The following is an 18,673-nucleotide window of genomic DNA, read 5'->3' as shown; positions in this document are numbered from 1 at the left end:
CGTCAAACCTTTTCGATGTCCGACTTGCCGAGCAGGCCGGTCGGGCGGAAGAGCAGGATCAGCACGAGCAGGCCGAACGCGACGACGTCCTTGTACTCGGCCGGCATGTAGCCTGCGGCGAAGGTTTCGGCAAGGCCCAGCAGCACGCCGCCGAGCATCGCGCCCGGGATGCTGCCGATCCCGCCTAGCACCGCGGCGGTGAACGCCTTGATGCCTGCGACGAAGCCGATATACGGGTTCAGCTTGCCGATCGTCAGCCCGATCAGCACGCCGCCGACGGCCGCCAGCATCGCGCCGAGCACGAACGTGAACGAGATCACGCGGTTCGTGTCGATGCCGAGCAGGTTCGCCATCTTCATGTCCTCCGCGCACGCGCGGCACGCCCGGCCCATCCGCGAATGCGAGATGAACAGCGTGAGCGCGATCATCAGCACGAGCGTCACGCAGACGATCAGGAGACGCGCATACGGGATCGTCACGTCGAAGTCGCCGCCGAGATGGATGTCGAACGCGCCGGAGATCAGGATCGGCACGGACACGTCGCGCGCACCCTGGCCGATCTGCACGTAGTTCTGCAGGAAGATCGACATGCCGATCGCGGAGATCAGCGGCACGAGGCGCGGGCCGCCGCGCAGCGGGCGATACGCGACGCGCTCGACCGCGAAGCCGTACAGCCCCGTGACGATCACCGACACGATCAGTGCGGCGCCGAGCACGAGCGGCAGCGGATAACCGGCGGAGATGCCGATGGCCGTGAGGGTTACGAGGCCCACGTACGCGCCGATCATGTAGATCTCGCCATGGGCGAAGTTGATCATGCCGATGATGCCATAGACCATCGAATAGCCGATGGCGATCAACGCATAGATCGCACCCAGCGTCAGGCCGTTGACCAGCTGCTGGGCGAATTGCGGAAAGAAGTCAGTCATGTGCGGGAAGCTCCCGTTGGCGCTGTGTCGCATGCCGTCGCCGGATCACGGCGGTCGGCCGCGCGCAACGCACGGTGTCGTCTCGGGCCGCCCCTTGGCCGCGCAACGGCCAAATGCGCACGCGCCCTGCCCGGGTGACGGGCAGAGCGGGTGCGCGGGGGCGGGTACTCCGTATTACTTGGCGGCGGTCTTCGTCGCGTCCTTGTGCCACGTGTAGACGACGAACTTGAACGCCTTCAGGTCGCCCTGTGCGTCATACGCGACCTTGCCGATCGGCGTGTCGAACGTCGTCTTGTGCATGTACGCGGCGACCTTCGTCGGGTCCGTCGTCTTCGCTCCCGCGATCGAGTCGGCGATGATCTTCACCGCTGCGTACGCCGGCATCTGGAACGGGCCGTTCGGATCGCGCTTCTTGTCCGCGAACGCCTTCACCAGCGCCGCGTTGGCCGGATCGGCCGAGAAGTCGGCCGGCAGCGTGACCAGCATGCCTTCCGAAGCCGGGCCGGCGATGGCCGTCACGTCCTTGTTGCCCACGCCTTCAGGCCCCATGAACGTGGCCTTCACGCCCTGCTCGCGCGCCTGGCGCATCAGAAGGCCCATTTCCGGGTGGTAGCCGCCGAAGTAGACGAAATCGACACCTTGCGACTTCAGCTTCGTGATGATCGCCGAGTAGTCCGAATCGCCGGCGTTGATGCCTTCGAACAGCACGACCGGGATCTTCGCGGCTTCGAGGTCCTTCTTCACCGACGTCGCGATGCCCTGGCCGTACGACTGCTTGTCGTGCAGGACCGCAACCTTCTTCGGCTTCACGTGGTTGATGATGTATTGCGCGGCAGCCGGGCCTTGCTGGTCGTCACGGCCGATCGTGCGGAAGATGAAGTGGCGCTTCTTGCCTTCGGTCAGCTGCGGCGCGGTGGCCGACGGCGTGACCATCACGATGCCTTCGTTTTCGTAGATGTCGGACGCGGGAATCGTCGAACCCGAGCACACGTGGCCAATCACGTACTTGATCTTCTGGCTGACGATCTTGTTGGCGACGGCGACGGCCTGCTTCGGCTCGCATGCGTCGTCCATCATTACCACTTCGAACTTGTTGCCGCCCGCGCCGCCTGCGGCGTTGATCTGCTCGATCGCGGTCAGCGCGCCGGCCTTCACCATGTCGCCATACTGGGCGACCGAGCCGCTCATCGGGCCAGCGATGGCGATCTTCACGGTGTCCGCTTGCGCGGCGGCGGCGCCCGCGGCGAACAGCACGGCGGCGACGGAAATGGACGTAAGACGGGACAGCGTCATCAGGAGCTCCTCGATGTTGTTAGTCATACGGGCAAAGGCGGCATGACTTGCGCAATCGAACAGCACCCGGGGCGAGGACATGGGACACGCCCGAGACACATAGAAGACGGAACTCCGGCGGAATGTTGCGTAGCGGGGCCCGGCTCTTGCAGTCCCCGAAGGGGACGTCTGGTTCGGAAAGACATCGTGATGCGTCTTGCATTGCGCAAGCGTTTCGCCTGCCCCGCTTGCCAACCGCTTGATCGGAGGGATGGTCCGACAGCCGTTGGCAAGGCAGCCGAAATTATATGGGCGTTTTTTAATCGTCTGTCAAAAATGCCGCCCTTCTTGGGGAAAACACGGAGAAACTTGCCGATTCCCGGGTGGCTACTCGGTAGCAACCTGATCGTGGCACCATCGTTTGCGGACGGGTGCAATTGGGTTGCGATTCGGGTGGGTTGGTGAGGTTCAGGCTTGCCGGGATTGGGTTTTGGGGATTCGGTGGTTCGTGGGAGGCTGCTTTTTGATTGTTTGGGGTCCGATCGTTGAAAATTATTCGACTGATGATTGTTGGGGCGTGCACCGACTCGGGGCGGTAGTCCACGGGCGTCAATCATTCTGATTGCTAACGCGCGGCGTCACACAGAAAGCTTTTTGTGATTTTTATGAAATAATCCGGGCTCGCTTCTGCAATCCAGCCAGCCTTCCTGCGGGTCGCACCCTCCGCGCCTCGCAGTCGCTTCAGGGCCGCGTCGACGCCCCTCCGTCGCCGAGCCGCCAGCCAGTGATCTGCCGTTTTTTCTCATTGCTTATCACGTGGTTCGGAGCCCCGATGAATCCTCCTCTTCGCTTTTCTTCTGCCGCCGCGCTTGCTTGCGCGCTTTCTGTTTCTACCGTCGATGCTTCCGGTCACGATTCGCTGGTCGATCGTTCAGACGGGGCCAATGTGTTTCGTTCGGAACGTCGGGCTATGGCTCGGGACGTTGAGCGTTCAGTGCCAACGACGCAGCGCGTGAAGTACGCGGCGCCGGTTGAACGCAGTCCGTTCGATACGCCGGATACGCGGCCGTTGAGGGTTTCGGGCGATTCGCTTAAACCGCAGCCTTCGGCGGAACATGGATCTCGCGATTCTGTTTGGCCTTCGAATCGCGTCGAGCTCGGTGCGGGCGGGAACGATAGCTTCGGTCGCGTGCTGCCGAGACACGAACAGCGCGAGCTGAACTGGAATGAATATCTGCGGGCCAATGGGTCACATGCGCGTGGCGGCGGGAATGCGTATGCGCCTGCGTGGCCCTTCGATGCTGCGCGCGGTCCGCACGCTGTGCCGAATCCGTACGATCCGTCAGTGCCGCAACCAGAAACGCGGACGTTTTATGACGGCGGCGCGGGTTCGCGTTGCACGGCGACGGGTGGTGCTGGGACGGCGCGGTCGTCTTGCAATATCGCCTGGTGATGTTTTTTCGTGGCCGGAGGCTGCTGCCCTACCCGGCTTGATGTGCTGCCTTGCGCTCCGCGGTTGCATGCTTGCTGCACCGAGGCGCGCATTTGCGCGAGTTGAAGTTCGATCAGGCCGCGCGGTGCTGTCTGCGCGGCCTTTTGTATCGCCGGCTCATCGGCGATCACGGTCTGAATGTAGGGGTTCGCGCCACACTAGCCGATCGGCCGATTCGCATCGAGACGAATCGGGCCGATGTACAGCGCCGCTGTCGCATCTCACATCGTCGTGATGACCAGCCATCCCGGATCGACCGCTATCCGCACCTTTTTGCCTGGCTCAAAACCCACGTCATTGATGAGCCACATTCCGCCAATCTTCATATACGGAAAGAACGTCTTCGGCCTCGGACCAAATCTTTTCGGAACACCCCAGATTTCCTGGACCGTCACGTAGCGTTCCGCAATCGGGGGACGTGCTTTATCATTCGCCTTAGCCATGGGCAACTCCTTGTAAGTTGGCTGTGGCCAGCGGGTCGTGAGTGTTGGTAGCACTTGCGGCCCGCGCTCGTTTACTGCAGTGTTTTTTATATTTCGGATTCCTCCCTTTCCACTTCATCGATGAAATAGTGCTTGGACCGGATCTACAGGCTGCTTAGCGCTCGTTCGCGCGCGATCAGCATTGAATACTTCTATTAGACCATCGCTAACACCATATATTTTCCGCTTGCGCGAGCGTTAGCCATTAGGCATAGGCACGTAATTTCGTCAGCACCCACCGGGCTATTGCATGCGACGATGCGAACGGAAAAAGTGAGCTGAAACAGACGTCGGTCGGCCTCGGAACGCAACGATTCGAAACAGTTTGAATGAATCGGCTTCACTCAGCGCAAGAACGCGTTTCGGGACAAAAGCGCCTGTTGCTTCCCTTCGGACGACCGGATCCGCTGACCCTGCCGACGGGCGACTTCAGCGCACTGACGCGTCCGGCGTACTCATGAAGAGCACGCTCAACCCCGGCGCGCGGAAATAGTCGAGCGTACCCTTTGCGCCAAGGAAGTATCCGTGCCCGACCTCGTCGGGCACCGCATTCTTCTGCAGAAACAGCGTGCCGGCTGTCGCCAGGATTGGTCTGCGTGATGCCACCGCTCCAGTCAAAAGAAAGCTCGAGAAACGCCTCGAAACTTGAGGCGATGTATCCGGTCGTCTTCTTCGACGCGCTGCGGGTCAAGATCCGCGACGACGGCGTGGTCAGCAATAAGGCCGTCTATATGGCTTTGAGCATTCAGGCCGACGGCCAGCACGACGTACTCGGCCTCTGGATCGAGCAGACCGAGGGCGCCAAGTTCTGGCTCAAGGTGTTCAACGAACTCAAGACGCGCGGCTGCCAGGGCATCCTGATCGCCGTGGTTGATGGTCTAAAAGGATTGACCGAGGCCATCAGCGCAGCCTACCCGCGGACAACCGTGCAGACCTGCATTGTGCATCTGATCCGCAACAGTCTCGAGTACGCCAGCTACAAGGATCGCAAGGCACTGGCCGCCGCGCTACGCCCGATCTACGCGGTCGCCAGCGAAGAGGCGGCAAGGCAGGCGCTACAAGACTTCGCCGACGGTCCTTGGGGCGCGAAGTACCCGACCATCGTGCAATCGTGGCAGCGGGCATGGGAGCACGTCGTACCGTTCTTCGTGTTCCCGCCGGAAATTCGACGGGTTGTATACACGACAAACGCCATAGAAAGTCTGAACATGCAGCTGCGCAAGATCATCAAGACGCGTGGTCACTTCCCGAATGACGAGGCGGCCATCAAGCTGCTCTGGCTGGCGCTGCGCAATGTGCTGGCCAAGACCGTACGGACCGCCTTCGACTGGAAATCGGCGATGAACCAGTTTGCTATCCTGTTCGGAGACCGATTTATGCCGGCGCGTGGATAACGTGCTGCTCAACCGCCTCGCCCACAAAAATGCGGACAGGTTCAGGGCCATACACGTTCCGGTCGTCGCTGCGCTGGCAGCATGGCCACGCAGCGTTCAAAACTGACGGAACGATTTTATTCAGGCAATTGAAATCCTCGTTTCGAACGTGTCGAACGGCTTGCAGCCGCGCATGACTGTTTCACGACGCCGATACGTCCCGGATGCCACGTACATCAAGGTCCGCTGCGCGCGAACGGACGCGCGCGAATGTGCCCCGCAATGGTGGCAAACAGTTACAACGGATTGCCCCGAGGCACGCCCGTGCGCGGCGCGCCCCGTCACCTCGGCGAGATCACGATCGCCGCCCGCCGGTTCTGCGCCCGCCCGGCCGGTGTGCGGTTATCTCCTACCGGATCGCTCTTCCCCCTCCCGACGATCACGATGCGCTTCCCGTCCAGCCCGACATCCACCAGCTCGATGGCAACGACCTCCGCCCGCCGTCTCGACAACTCGAGATCGTAAGCAGCTTCCCCTTCCTCATCCGAGTAACCATAAACCCGGACCCCATTGATCCCCGCCGACTTCAACGTCCTGCCAATCCGCTCGACAATCCGCCTCACATCGGGCCGGAGGTTATATCGATCGAAGTCGAACAAAATCGGCCCGGTCGACCCGAACTCGAACCCCTGCTCCGTCTCCTGAAAACCGGCCGACTTCAGCGCCGTGACCTGCGTCTGCGTGAGCCCCCGATGCAGCGGCGCCGTCTTGCACCCGCCCAGCAGCAGGCACAGCAGCACCGCGCTCCCGACGCACATCCGCCCTATGCACACTGGCAACGAGTTTTCCATCATCGACCCCTATGTACGCGCCCGCGTCGCGTGCGCTTTTTATCCCGCCGCTACGGCCTCGCCCGTAGCGCGAAACCAATAGACCTCAAACCGGTCCGGCAACGCCTTCCGCCTGCTGCCACGACCCCGGTCGCGTACGCTTGGCCCGGTACATCGCGGCATCGGCCGCGCGCAGCAAGCCGCTGGCGTCGGACGCATGGTCGGGATACAGCGCAACGCCGGCACTCATCATGGTGGCCACCATGCGTCCGTCGGACAGCTCGATCGACGGCACCATGCCGGACAAAATCGCGTCGGCGATCCGGCCTACGCTGTCCGCTTCGCGCACGGCCGTCAGCATCACCGCGAACTCATCGCCGCCCAGGCGCGCGACCAGATCGGTCTCGCGCACCTGCGTGCGCAGCCGCGCGGCAACGCCAACCAGCACCGCATCGCCCGCGTCGTGTCCGAGACAATCGTTGATCTCCTTGAAGCGGTCGCAGTCGAGATACAGGATCGCGACCCGCTGCCCCGTCACGACGGCATCGCAAAGCGCAAGCGACAGACGCGTCTCGAACTGCGCGCGGTTGGGCAGCCCCGTGAGCGCATCGTGAGTCGCCCGGTGTTCGAGCGACGCGTTCTCGTCACGCAGCGTGTTCTGCCAGTCTTCGAATTCATCGAGCAACGCATTGAAGTCATCGCCGAGCTGGTTCAGTTCGGCGATCGCCACGGGCTCGACGCGCCGCGCGAACGCCCGCTCGCGCCGCACGGCGTGCGCGACGCCGGCAAGCGCGCGCAGCGGCGCGACGATGTTGCGAAGCAGACGCTTCGAGCTGACATACGCGCCGAGCACGCTGACGGCCAGGCAGCCGAGAATGCCGCCGATGCCGCCGAGCAGGAACCCGAAGAACTGATGTCCGCGGCCACGCACGATGACCTGACCAACGACGATGCCGTCATGCATCACCGGGACGGTCGCGGGCCCGGGCAGCGCAAGATCGGCGACGCCGCGCTCGAGCCGGGCAATTCGTCCTTCGGCAGGCAGCTTCCAGGTCGCGAACAACTGGCCCTTGCTGTCGGTGACCACCACCTGCGCGACGTCCTCGTCGTTGGCGATGGTTGCGATGGCCTCGCTCGCGGCGACGCGATCGCCGAACACGAGCGCCGCCTCGACGGTATAACCCAGCGAGCGCGCCAGCAGGTTCAGGTTGTTGCCGGCGTATGCGCGCAACGCGATCACGGCGACGACGATCAGCGACACGGCAGCCATCGCAACCGCGACGAAAGCCAGGCGCAAATGCGCGCGGCGCAACACGCTCTGCAGCGTCGGGCGCGGCACACGTGAAGACGAAATGGAGGACGCGGAACGTGTCATGGCGTCAGCGGCCGCCGCGCGAGGTTGAGGACATTCGGATGGACGCGCACGCCGCTGCGCGCGACGGCATCGAGATTGATGTCGAAGGTGACGCGTTCGCGGTCGACCGTGAGGCAGAACATCGCGCCCGCGGTGCAGGACGCATCGTGTTCGGCAATCGTCAGCACGGGGTGGCCGGCCAACGCGGCCCTCACGCGCGTTCGCTCGTCGCTGCCGAGGGTGCCGAGATAGACGACGTCGCACGCGATGCCCAGCGCGGGATCGTCGAAGCGTACGCGCTCCACGTCGAGCACGGTCGAGCCAGCCTGCAACGGGGCGGTGAGTCCGCCCGCGTAGTCGGGCTTGCCCGTCACGCACAGATGCAGACGAACGGGCGTCGCGGGCCAGCGCGTGAAACTGACGATGCCGAGCACGACCTGGCGCACGGCGGAGTCGGATGACGAAATCGCCGGATCGGCGGGAGGCACTGCGGCGGCGATCTGCACCGCGTCGATCGGCACATCCGCATCGGCGAAAACCCCGGCCATTACGCCCGGCGCGGCGCTCAGAACGCAAACGATTGCGACGAACGCATGCCGCAACGAGGCGACTCGACCCGGTCGGCCGGACGCCCTCCACGCGGCGATTGCCGCCGCGCCAGCTGGCGTCGATGCGGCCGCATGGTTCGCGACCGCCGCGCACACTCTCGCATCCATGATGGAAACATCTGCCGCAGTCGTTCCAGGTGATGCCCCGGCTTGCCATGCGCGTGCCGACACCGTCTCACACGCACGAACGCTTCCATCTTAGGTAAAAATGCGTATCCCAAACCAGTGGGATACACCCGCGAATCACGTCGAAAAGCCGGCTGGACCGGTGCCGCGGCAGCCCGCACCGATCCAGCGTCGACGGCGGCGAATTGATCAGCGGATTACGCAACCGAAAGCTGCAAACTTCATACTTTCTTCAGCGGCGCGCTATACGATCGCCGACAGATCGAACGGTGTCTGCCTCAACCGCTTCCCCGTCAGCCTGAACACCGCATTCGCGATCGCCGGCGTCACGGCCGGGCTCGACAACTCGCCGACGCCGCCCGGCTTCGCCGGATCGCCCTGCACGATATGAATGTCGGTCTCCGGCATGTCGCTCATCCGCATCACGCGATACGTATCGAAATTCGACTGCTGCACGCGCCCGTTTTTGAAATCGACGCGATCGGACGTCGCATGGCCGAGCCCCCACATCAATCCGCCGTACAACTGCTCGTCGACGCCGGCCGGCGACACGGCGATCCCGCAATCGGCCACGCACGTGAGCTTCTCCACGCGCACCGCGCCGCTCTTGCGAGCGACGCGCGCCACCACCGCGACATAGCTGTCGTACGCCTGATTCGTTGCGATGCCGAGCGCGACACCGTCCGGCAACGGCTGCCCCCAACCCGCGCGCCGCGCAGCTTCGCGCAGCACGGCCGCATGCCGCGGCCGGTCGCGCATGTGCGCGAGCCTGAACTCGACGGGGTCGCGCTTCGCCGCATGCGCGGCCTCGTCCATCACCGACTCGACCGCGAACACGTTCGGGATATAGCTGACCGCACGAAACCAGCCGGTCGGCACGCCCGTCTCCATGCGGATCCAGCCGAGGTCGCGATGCGGCGCCGCGTACGCGAATTCCCACTTCGTGATCGCTTCGGTCGTGCTGAAATCCATCCGGTCGGCGCGCTCCAGATAGCCGGGCTCCCACTGCTGCGGCGACGCGGGCATCACGCCGCGCAACCACAGCGACGCGAGATTGCCCCTCGCATCGAGCACCGCGCGCGCGCGGTGATGGCTCGCCGCGTGATAGAACAGCGCGCGCATCTCGTCCTCGCGACTGTTCATCAGCTTCACCGGCTTGCCTGTCTTCAGCGCGAGCCACGTTGCCTCGAACAGCCAGTACTTCGATTCGCGCGCGCCAAAGCTGCCGCCCGACACGAGTTCGTGCAGCGTCACGCGATGCGCGGGAATGCCGCCGATCACGTCGGCCGCCTCCATCGCGGTGGACGGCACCTGCAACCCGCCCCAGTACTCGATCCCGCCGTTGCGCGCCCACACGGTGATGTTGATCGGCTCCAGCGGATTCGCCGCCTTGTGCGGCATCGAATACGACGCCTCGATCGTGCGTGCGCCGGCGACGTTCGCCTTCGACGGATCGCCGTCGGCGATCGTCGGCACGACACGCGCGGCCGGATCGTCGATCCACGCGGCCTGGCGGGCGGCGAGCGTGCTGCTGTCGAACGTCTCGAACAGGCTGTCCTCCCATTCGATCCTCAATGCGGCCTGCCCCTTGTGCGCGGACCAGTAGTCGTCCGCGAGCACGGCGACCCCAGCCTGATTGCCGCCGAGCACGTCGGGACGCGGCGGGATCTGCAGCACGTCGCGCACGCCGGGAATCGCGAGCGCGGCCTTCGCGTCGACGCTGCGCAAGCGCGCGTCGATGACCGGCGCGCGCGTGACGACGGCGACGAGCATCCCCGGCAGCGACACGTCGATGCTGTACGGAAACGATCCGTCGGCCTTCTGCGCGGCATCGCGCTTCCTGCGCAGCTTGCCGATATAGCGAAACCGGGCGGGATCCTTCAGCACGACTTGTTTCGGCGCGGGCAGTTGTGCGGCCGCGGACGCGAGCGAACCGTACGTCGCGCGGCGCCCGCTCGCCGCATGCAACACGGCGCCGTCGGCCGTCGTGCACGACGACACCGGCACATGCCATTGCTGCGCGGCTGCGTCGACGAGCATCGCGCGCGCCATCGCACCCGCGCGGCGCAGCCGGTCGTATTCCATCGCGACGCTCGTGCTGCCGCCGGTCGAGAACACTTTCCACAGCGGATGGATGTAGTCGGCGAAGAACGGATCTTCGGGGGTCACGACATCGACCTTGAACGGATCGACGTCGAGTTCCTCGGCCACCACGGCGGCCAGCGCAGTGCGCGTGCCGGTGCCCGAATCGTGTTTGTGCACGACGAGCTTGATCGTGTCGTCGGGCAGCACGCGCACCCAAGCGTTCGGCTCGAACTCGCCGGCGGCAGGATGCGGATCGCCGCTCACGTTCCTGCCCGCGGCCATCGCATCGGGCATCCGGAAGCCGATCGCGATGCCGGCCGCGAGCAACGCGGAACTCTGCTTGAGGAAGCGGCGGCGCGGCGTGTTGCCGCTATCGTGCGGCACATCGGTCGTGAGATCGTCGCGCATGTCACGCCTCCTTCGCCGGTTCGGCTTCAGCCTTCAACGCAGGATCGCCCGACGCCGCGCGCCTGATCGCGCGATGAATCCGCGCATACGTGCCGCACCGGCAGATGTTGCCTGACATCGCCGACACGATCGCTGCATCGTCGAGCGGCTGGCCGCCCTTCAGCAGCGCGGCCGCCTGCATCAGTTGCCCCGGCTGGCAGTAGCCGCATTGCGGCACGTCCTCCGCCACCCACGCGAGTTGCAGCGGATGGCGGCCGTCCGGAGACAGTCCTTCGATCGTCGTCACGTGCTGCCCGTTCGCGGCGACGGCCGGGATCAGGCACGACCGCACGGCCTGCCCTTCGAGATGCACCGTGCACGCGCCGCACAAGCCCTTGCCGCAGCCGAACTTCGTGCCAGTGAGCTTGAGCCGGTCGCGCAGCACCCACAGCAACGGCATATCCTCGGGTACATTCTCGAGCGAATGGCGTGTATCGTTCACGACGATGTCGATCATGCGCTGTCTCCTGATTCGCATTCATGGTGTTCGCCCGCGTCGATGGCGCGGCGCCGGAGCATTATCGAAACGCGATGCGCGGGCGCGCCAGCGATCATTTCATCGAATCCCTGTCAGTCGGACTAACAGATGCTCAAGCGATACCCTTCGATCCAGTCGATGCAGGCGTTTCTGCAGGCCGCGCGGGTCGGCAGTTTTTCGAGCGCGGCACGCCAGCTGGCGCTCACGCACAGTGCGATCAGCCAGCAAATTCGCTCGCTCGAGGAATTCATCGGCCAGCCGCTGTTCGCGCGGGCCGGCGGCCGCGTGATGCTGACCGATGCCGGCACGCTGTTCGCGAACCAGTTGTCGGACGGCCTCGAACAGATCGATCGCGCGCTGTCGTCGGTGAAGGGGCGCACGACGGGGCCGTCGATCCGGCTCGACGTCGATCCGGAACTGATGCAGGGCTGGCTGCCCGCACGGCTGCCGGCGCTGATGCGCACGCTCGACGACGCGACGCTGACGGTACTGTCGTCGCCGCGTCACGACCGCGATGCATTCGATCGCGTCGATGTTGCGCTGCGCTATGGCTACGGAGAATGGGAAGGCGTCGACTGCGCGCTGGTGTGCCCCGACCGGCTGACCGCGATGGCCGCGCCCGCGCTGCTCGAACGCCACGGGCTCACCGCACCGCTCACGCCGGAGCAGGTGCTGGAACTGCCGCTGCTCGGCTATACGAAGCGTTCGTGGATTCCGTGGCTCGAAGCGGCCGGCCTCGAACCGACCGAACCGCAGACGATCGCGGTGTTCGACAACGCGGCCGGGCTCGTCGCGACGCTCGCGTCAGGGCTGGGCGCAGGCCTCGTCCGCGGCCTGCTTGCGGCCGACGCGTTGCGCGACGGCCGGCTCGTCGAACTCTGCACGATCGCGATTCCGACGCACTACAACCTCCATGCGATCTGGCCGCGCGAGCGGCACGCGCGCGTGAAGCCGCTGATCGACGCGATCGGCGAGCTGGTCGCGAAGTCGCTCACCCGCTGAAGCATGCGCGGACTCACGTGCTGAATGCCGTCGCGACTTCGCGCACGGTATCGAGAAATGCGCCGAGCACCGCGGACGTATCGTCGGCGCGATAGCGCGCCTGCAGCGACACCTCGAGTTCCGGCGACGACAGCGGCACGAACGCGACGCCGCCAGTCGAAATCTGCAGCGACGACGCCGGCAGCAACGCCACCCCCAGCCCCTCGCGCACCAGCGACAGCAGCGTGTGCACCTCGACGACTTCATGCGCGATCCGCGGCGTGAAGCGCGCATCGACGCAACTCTGCTGCAGGAACCGCGCCAGTTGCGAGTGCCGCAGGCCGAACGACACGAACTGCTCGTTCGCGAGTTCGCCGAGCGCGATGGCGTCGCGCGACGCGAGCGGATGACCTGCCGGCAACACGGCCACGGCCGTCTCGCGCACGACGATCTCGCTGCGGATCGACGGATCCTCCTGGAACAGCCGGAAGAAGCACACGTCGAGCCGCTTCTCCTTCAACGCATCGATCTGCGCGGCGGGCGTCATCTCGTGCAGCGACCAGTGCACGTGCGGATGGCGTTCGGCGAACACGCGCAACGCGCGCGGAATCGGCGCGACCATCGCCGAACTGATGATGCCGACCGCGAGACGCCCCACCTCGCCGCGCCCCGCGCAACGCGTGAGATCGATCGCGCGATCGAACTGCGCGACGATCAGCGGTACCTGCTCCTTCAGTGTTTTCCCTGCCTCGGTGAGTTCCACGCGATGCTGCGAGCGCACGAACAGCGCGGTGCCGAGCTGCTCCTCGAGCAGGCGGATCTGCTGGCTCAACGGCGGCTGCGAGATATGGAGCCGCGCGGCCGCACGCCCGAAATGCAGTTCGTCGGCAAGCACCGCGAAGTAACGCAACACACGCATGTCCATATCGCAAACGTATCAAGAGCGTCAGTAAAAAATATTGTACAGAGCACATTCGGCTTGTGACACTCGGTCCCAAGCAGCAGTGCACGTCGCAGTGTGTCACTCGATGCCGGCGAGGGGAAGGCGCCAAAAAAGGCGCCTTGCAAAAGGCCGCATGAATCCGACCGACACGGTCGCTTCATCGACGTGCCTGCCCGCGACCCGGCAACCGGCCTTTCCGGTTCCTCTCAAGGAGATCGAGTAGATGATCATCGACACCAGCTGTTACCCGACGAATCTCGTCGACCTCGCGTGGCGTCACGACGGCCCGCCGTTTACCGGCGAGCGCCTGATCGAGACGATGAACGGCCCGTTCCTCATCAACGGCAAGCCGCGCCGCGTCGACAAGGCGTTCATCCAGCCACCGCAAGGCAACACCATCTATACCTACGCCGACGGTGAAAAATCGGGCGCCGAATCGATCGACGCGTACATGGCGTACACGGTCGAAATGGTGCGCAAGCACCCCGACCGCTTCATCGGCTGCTTCGTCTACAACCCGCGCTGCGGCGTGGAAAACGGCGTGAACGCGATCGATCACTACGTCCGCAAGCTCGGCTTCCGGATGGTGCAGTTCCAGGCCAACATGCATGCGTACCGGCCCGACCGCGCGCTCGACTGGCTGCGCCCCGCGCTGAAGAAATGCGCGGAGCTCGGCGTGCTCGTGAAACTGCACACGGGCGACGGCCCGTACAGCATCCCGACCGAGTGGGTGCCGATGATCAAGGAATTCCCGACGGTCAATTTCATCATGGCGCACTTCGGCGTGCAGACGGGCGGCGTCTATTGCTTCGAGCCGTTCCAGCTCGCGATGGACCTGCCGAACGTGTATTGCGAATCGGGCTGGTGCCTGCAGTCGCGCATCGTCGAATTCGCGAAGGTGCTGCCGAAGCACAAGATCCTGTTCGGCTCCGACACGCCGCCGAACGAGCCCGGCATGTGGCTGCGCCTGCTCGAAGTGCTGTGCTTCGAGCCGCCGCAGGGGATGAATCTCGACGAGGACACGCTCGAGGATTACCTCGGCAACAACACGGCCCGGATGATCGGTCTCGAACCGACGCCCGCGCCGCGCACCGTCGAAGAAGCGCGAGCGCTGCTCGCCGCCTGACGCCCGCGCCCTTCTCTCCCGAATCCGGAGCATTGCATGATCATCGATACGCACCTGCACCCGACCAACCTCGTCGACGAGGCCTGGCGCCACACCGGCGAACCGTTCACCGGCGAACGCCTGCTGAAGATGATGGACGGCCCGTACATCATCAACGGCAAGCCACGCCGCATCGACATGGGCTTCATCCAGCCGCCGCCGGGCAACACCGGCTATCGCGACGGCAACCGCCGCGGCCGCGAAGGCATCCGCGACTACATGGCGTACATCGCCGAACTGACGCAGAAGTACCCGGACCGCTTCATCGGCAACTTCACGTACAACCCGCGCTGGGGCCCGGAGAACGGCGCGGCGGAGCTGGAATTCCACATCAGGGAGTACGGCTTCAAGATGGTGAAGCTGCACGCGAACATGCACGGCTACCGGCCCGATCGCGCGCTCGACTGGCTGCGCCCCGCGATGAAGGTTTGCGCGAAGTACAACATCGTCGTGCTGATCCACACCGGCGACGGCCCGTACACGATCCCGACGCAGTTCTACCCGATCATCCGCGAGTTTCCGATGGTGAACTTCATCATCGGTCACTTCGGAATCCAGACGGGCGGCAACTACTCGTTCGAAGCGTTCTGGATGGCGATGGACACGCCGAACGTGTACTGCGAATCGGGCTGGTGCTACCAGTCGCGGATCGTCGAATTTGCGCGCGAGCTGCCGCGCAACAAGATCGTGTTCGGCACCGATTCGCCGCCGAACGAGCCCGGCATGTGGCTGCGCGAGCTGGAGATGCTATGCGGTCCCGCGCCGCAGGGGATGGATCTCGATGAAGACGGCCTCGAGGACTACATGGGCAACAACATCGCCCGCCTCGTCGGCATCGAGCCGACCCGGCCGCCGAAGGATCTCGACGAAGCGCACAAGCGCCTGACGGCGACCTACGTGTAACGCGCCGGCGGCCGGATCGCGCATCGCCGCACGCATCGCGCGGTCCGGCCTTTCCTCTTCCGCATCCGACGGAGTGCATCATGGCGTCCAGTCCTTCCAGTCCTTTCGCCGAGCAGCAGGATTTCCACCATTTCGCGACCGCGTACCGCGATCGCTTTCCGGACGACGTGCTGACGGTCGCGCAGCCGCTGTCCGCCGACCAGGACATCACGGCCGTCGTCGCGTCGCTCGCCGCACGCGGGCGGCACGACATGCTCGTCTGCGAGCGTGTCGACGGTCTCGCGACGCCGCTCGTCACCAACGTGTTCGCGTCCCGCACACGGATCGGCCGGCTGTTCGGCGTCGATGCGAACGGCCTGTTCGACGCATGGCAGCAGCGCGCGAACGCGCCCGTCGCGCCGGTCGCCGTACCGCACGGCCCCGTGCTCGACCAGGTGATCGAAGGCGACGCGGTCGATCTCGCGCAACTGCCGATGATCCGCCACTTCGAAACCGATCGCGGGCCTTACGTCACCAACGCGGTGATCGTCGCCGAGGATCCGGTGACGGGCGTCGCGAACCTCAGCTATCACCGCTCGATGCCGCATGCGCGCAACGCACTGGCGACGAGCCTCCATTCGCGCGGCCATCTATGGCGGATGCTGCAGACCGCCAAGGCACGGGGCGACACGCTGAAGGTCGCGATGGTGATCGGTGCGCATCCGCTGTTCATGCTCGCGGCCGCCGCGCGCCTGCCGTTCGGCGCCGACGAGCGTGCCATTGCCGGCGGGCTGTTCGGCGCGCCGTTGCAGCTCGTCCGCACGCCGCGCCACGGAATCGGCGTGCCGGCCGCCGCCGAGTTCGTGCTCGAAGGCACGATCGATCCGGACGCACACGCCGACGAAGGCCCGTTCGGCGAGTTCACCGGATACTCGTCGGACCGCTCGACCAACAACGTGCTGCGCATCGACACGATGATGCGGCGCAACGATGCGTGGCTCGTCGACGTGGTCGGCGGCCCGTACGCCGAGCACCTGACGCTTGCGCGGCTGCCGCGCGAAGCCGAGATGAGCGAGAAGCTGAAAGCGCGCTTTCCGGCCGTCACCGCGATCCACTACCCGAACTCCGGCACGCACTTCCATTGCTACGTCGCGCTGAAGCAGACGCGCGACGGCGAAGCGCGGCAGATCATGCTCGCGCTGCTCGGCTGGGATCCGTATCTGAAGAACGTCGTCGCGGTCGACAGCGACGTCGACATCACCGACGACGCGCAGGTGCTGTGGGCGATCGCCACGCACTTCCAGCCGCATCGCGACCTGTTCGTCGTCGACGGCCTGCCCGGCAGCCCGCTCGATCCGTCGTCGTCGTCCGACGGCACGACATCGCGGATGGGCATCGACGCGACACGCGGCGCGCGCTTCGACGGCGTGCGCGCCCGCGTCGGCGACGCGGCGATGCAGCGCGCCGCACATGTGATCGCGCAACTCGGCGGAGCCGCGCGATGAGCGCGCGCAGGCTCGTGGTCGGCATCAGCGGCGCGTCCGGCTTCGTCTACGGGATGCGGCTGCTCGCACTGCTGCGCGCGCTCGACATCGAGACGCACGTGGTCGTGTCGCGCGCCGCCGCACTGACGATGGCGCACGAGACCGACTTCAAGCTGTCGGACGTCGTATCGCTCGCGAGCGTGCTGTATCGCAGCGACGACATCGCGGCGCCCATCTCGAGCGGGTCGTTCCGCACGCTCGGGATGATCGTCGCGCCGTGCTCGATGAAGACGCTCGCCGAAATCGCGAGCGGGCTGTCGTCCGGCCTGATTTCACGCGCGGCCGATGTCGTCTTGAAAGAGCGCCGCCGGCTCGTGCTGCTCGCCCGCGAAACACCCTACACGCTCACGCATCTGCGCAACATGGCGACCGTCACGGAAATGGGCGCGATCGTCGCGCCGCCCGTGCCGGCGTTCTATGCGCGCCCCGCTTCGCTCGACCAGATGATCGACCACACGCTCGGCCGCGTGCTCGACCTGTTCGACCTCGATTCCCGCACCGTCCATCGCTGGAAGGAAAGCGGGTCCCGGCCCGACCTGCAGCCCAATCCGCAGCCCAACCGACTCAACGGAGACGCATCATGACCCACATCCATACCACCCACAGCCACGTCGAGAAGATCCCGGTCACCGTGCTCACGGGTTTTCTCGGCGCGGGCAAGACGACGCTGCTGAATTACATCCTGCGCGAGAAGCACGGCCGCAAGATCGCGGTGATCGAGAACGAGTTCGGCGAAATCGGCATCGACGGCGGCCTCGTGCTCGAATCGACCGAGGAAATCTACGAGATGACGAACGGCTGCGTGTGCTGCGTCGGCGCGGTGCGCGAGGACCTCGTGCGGATCGTGCGGATGCTCGTCGCGCGGCCCGACCGGCTGGATCACATCATCGTCGAGACGAGCGGTCTCGCCGATCCGTATCCGGTCGCGCAGACCTTCTTCCTCGACGATCCGATCGCGAAGGAAGTCGCGCTCGACGCGGTAGTCACGATGGTGGATGCGAAGCACATTCGCGCGCACCTCGACGATCTCGTGCTCGACGGCCGCGACAACCAGGCAGTCGACCAGATCGTCTGCGCAGACCGGATCGTGATCAACAAGGTCGATCTCGTCGAGGCGCCGGACGTCGATGCGCTGACCGCGCGGCTGCGCGAGCTGAACACGACCGCAGAGATCGTCACGTCCAGCTATGCGCAGGTCGACCTCGATCGCATCCTCGGGATCGGCGCGAACGAGTTTGCGCAGATTCTCGTCGAGAGCGACGGATTGCAGGCCGCAGCGCCGCACGCGGAACACCACGAGCATGAGCCCCATGCTCACGACGAGCATGCCCTTGCACACGACGACGACCACGACCACCACGAACACGACGACAGCGTGTCGTCGGTGGGCATCGAAGTCGACGCGGACGTCGATCTCGACGCGCTCGAAGCCTGGCTCGGCGAACTGCGCCGCGCCGACACCGCGAACCTGTTCCGGATGAAAGGCATCCTGGCCGTGCACGGCCGCGTGCAGCGCTACGTGCTGCAGGGCGTGCACGGCGTGATCGAATTGCGTGCCGCGCAGGCGTGGGGGTGCGAGCCGCGCGCTTCACGCATCGTTTTCATCGGCCGCGATCTCGATCGCGCCGCGCTGACCGACCGCTTCCACGCCTGTCTCGCCGCCCCGGTCGCGGCCTGACGGG

The 18,673-nt window shown here is 65.2% G+C and carries 17 protein-coding genes and 1 pseudogene; 8 read left to right on the top strand and 10 right to left on the bottom strand.

The annotated features are described in order from the left end of the window. Window positions 1-2 precede the first annotated feature (2 nt). Window positions 3-929, bottom strand: a complete 927-nt coding sequence (gene livH, locus DIE13_RS09975; RefSeq protein WP_124826985.1) for a high-affinity branched-chain amino acid ABC transporter permease LivH — start codon at window positions 927-929, stop codon at window positions 3-5. Window positions 930-1,103: 174 nt separating this feature from the next. Then, entirely contained in the window at window positions 1,104-2,222 is a 1,119-nt protein-coding gene (locus DIE13_RS09970; RefSeq protein ID WP_124826984.1) for a branched-chain amino acid ABC transporter substrate-binding protein, read from the bottom strand. A gap of 811 nt (window positions 2,223-3,033) precedes the next feature. Here DIE13_RS09970 and DIE13_RS09965 point away from each other — a divergent pair. Beyond that, entirely contained in the window at window positions 3,034-3,654 is a 621-nt protein-coding gene (locus tag DIE13_RS09965; RefSeq protein WP_175750804.1) for a hypothetical protein, read from the top strand. Window positions 3,655-3,914: 260 nt separating this feature from the next. On the opposite strand, the gene DIE13_RS09960 is transcribed toward DIE13_RS09965, so the two are convergent. Beyond that, entirely contained in the window at window positions 3,915-4,136 is a 222-nt protein-coding gene (locus DIE13_RS09960) for a hypothetical protein (RefSeq protein ID WP_175750803.1), read from the bottom strand. Window positions 4,137-4,604: 468 nt separating this feature from the next. Continuing rightward, window positions 4,605-4,781, bottom strand: coding sequence for a hypothetical protein (locus DIE13_RS32830; protein WP_175750802.1), 177 nt, complete (start codon window positions 4,779-4,781; stop codon window positions 4,605-4,607). A 38-nt stretch (window positions 4,782-4,819) separates the two neighbouring features. Between DIE13_RS32830 and DIE13_RS09955 the strand changes: the two are divergent. Then, window positions 4,820-5,569 (top strand): annotated as a pseudogene (locus DIE13_RS09955) (IS256 family transposase); the annotation flags it as partial. Window positions 5,570-5,889: 320 nt separating this feature from the next. Here DIE13_RS09955 and DIE13_RS09950 read toward each other — a convergent pair. From DIE13_RS09950 to DIE13_RS09930, 5 genes are all read right to left on the bottom strand, one after another. Beyond that, window positions 5,890-6,399 (bottom strand): OmpA family protein, encoded by a 510-nt coding sequence (locus DIE13_RS09950; protein ID WP_124826983.1) that lies wholly within the window; start codon window positions 6,397-6,399, stop codon window positions 5,890-5,892. 85 nt (window positions 6,400-6,484) lie between these two features. Next, window positions 6,485-7,753, bottom strand: coding sequence for a diguanylate cyclase domain-containing protein (locus DIE13_RS09945; protein WP_124826982.1), 1,269 nt, complete (start codon window positions 7,751-7,753; stop codon window positions 6,485-6,487). Then, window positions 7,750-8,448: a YfiR family protein gene (locus DIE13_RS09940; RefSeq protein WP_124826981.1), complete on the bottom strand. Its 699-nt coding sequence runs from the start codon at window positions 8,446-8,448 to the stop codon at window positions 7,750-7,752. The genes DIE13_RS09945 and DIE13_RS09940 overlap by 4 nt, the downstream gene beginning before the upstream one ends. Before the next feature lie 261 nt (window positions 8,449-8,709). Continuing rightward, window positions 8,710-10,959, bottom strand: a complete 2,250-nt coding sequence (locus DIE13_RS09935; protein WP_124826980.1) for a molybdopterin cofactor-binding domain-containing protein — start codon at window positions 10,957-10,959, stop codon at window positions 8,710-8,712. A gap of 1 nt (window position 10,960) precedes the next feature. Continuing rightward, entirely contained in the window at window positions 10,961-11,455 is a 495-nt protein-coding gene (locus DIE13_RS09930; protein ID WP_124826979.1) for a (2Fe-2S)-binding protein, read from the bottom strand. A 129-nt stretch (window positions 11,456-11,584) separates the two neighbouring features. On the opposite strand from DIE13_RS09930, the gene DIE13_RS09925 reads away from it, so the two are divergent. Further along, complete coding sequence (locus tag DIE13_RS09925) at window positions 11,585-12,478, top strand: LysR substrate-binding domain-containing protein (protein ID WP_124826978.1); 894 nt, start codon at window positions 11,585-11,587, stop codon at window positions 12,476-12,478. 13 nt (window positions 12,479-12,491) lie between these two features. On the opposite strand, the gene DIE13_RS09920 is transcribed toward DIE13_RS09925, so the two are convergent. Next, window positions 12,492-13,382, bottom strand: coding sequence for a LysR substrate-binding domain-containing protein (locus DIE13_RS09920; RefSeq protein ID WP_124826977.1), 891 nt, complete (start codon window positions 13,380-13,382; stop codon window positions 12,492-12,494). 241 nt (window positions 13,383-13,623) lie between these two features. Between DIE13_RS09920 and DIE13_RS09915 the strand changes: the two genes are divergently transcribed. From DIE13_RS09915 to DIE13_RS09895, 5 genes are all read left to right on the top strand, one after another. Further along, window positions 13,624-14,526, top strand: a complete 903-nt coding sequence (locus DIE13_RS09915) for an amidohydrolase family protein (RefSeq protein ID WP_124826976.1) — start codon at window positions 13,624-13,626, stop codon at window positions 14,524-14,526. A 36-nt stretch (window positions 14,527-14,562) separates the two neighbouring features. After that, entirely contained in the window at window positions 14,563-15,468 is a 906-nt protein-coding gene (locus DIE13_RS09910; RefSeq protein WP_124826975.1) for an amidohydrolase family protein, read from the top strand. Between the two features lie 80 nt (window positions 15,469-15,548). After that, window positions 15,549-16,952, top strand: coding sequence for a UbiD family decarboxylase (locus DIE13_RS09905; RefSeq protein ID WP_124826974.1), 1,404 nt, complete (start codon window positions 15,549-15,551; stop codon window positions 16,950-16,952). Further along, window positions 16,949-17,575 (top strand): UbiX family flavin prenyltransferase, encoded by a 627-nt coding sequence (locus DIE13_RS09900; RefSeq protein WP_124826973.1) that lies wholly within the window; start codon window positions 16,949-16,951, stop codon window positions 17,573-17,575. Before DIE13_RS09905 ends, DIE13_RS09900 begins: the two co-directional genes overlap by 4 nt. Beyond that, the gene (locus tag DIE13_RS09895) at window positions 17,572-18,669 is read left to right on the top strand and encodes a GTP-binding protein (protein WP_124826972.1); all 1,098 of its coding nucleotides are present in this window, start codon (window positions 17,572-17,574) and stop codon (window positions 18,667-18,669) included. Before DIE13_RS09900 ends, DIE13_RS09895 begins: the two co-directional genes overlap by 4 nt. Window positions 18,670-18,673 lie beyond the last annotated feature (4 nt).

This window comes from Burkholderia sp. Bp9016 (assembly GCF_003857765.1).
Classification (GTDB): domain Bacteria; phylum Pseudomonadota; class Gammaproteobacteria; order Burkholderiales; family Burkholderiaceae; genus Burkholderia.
This window is presented reverse-complemented; position numbering and strand designations above follow the sequence as displayed.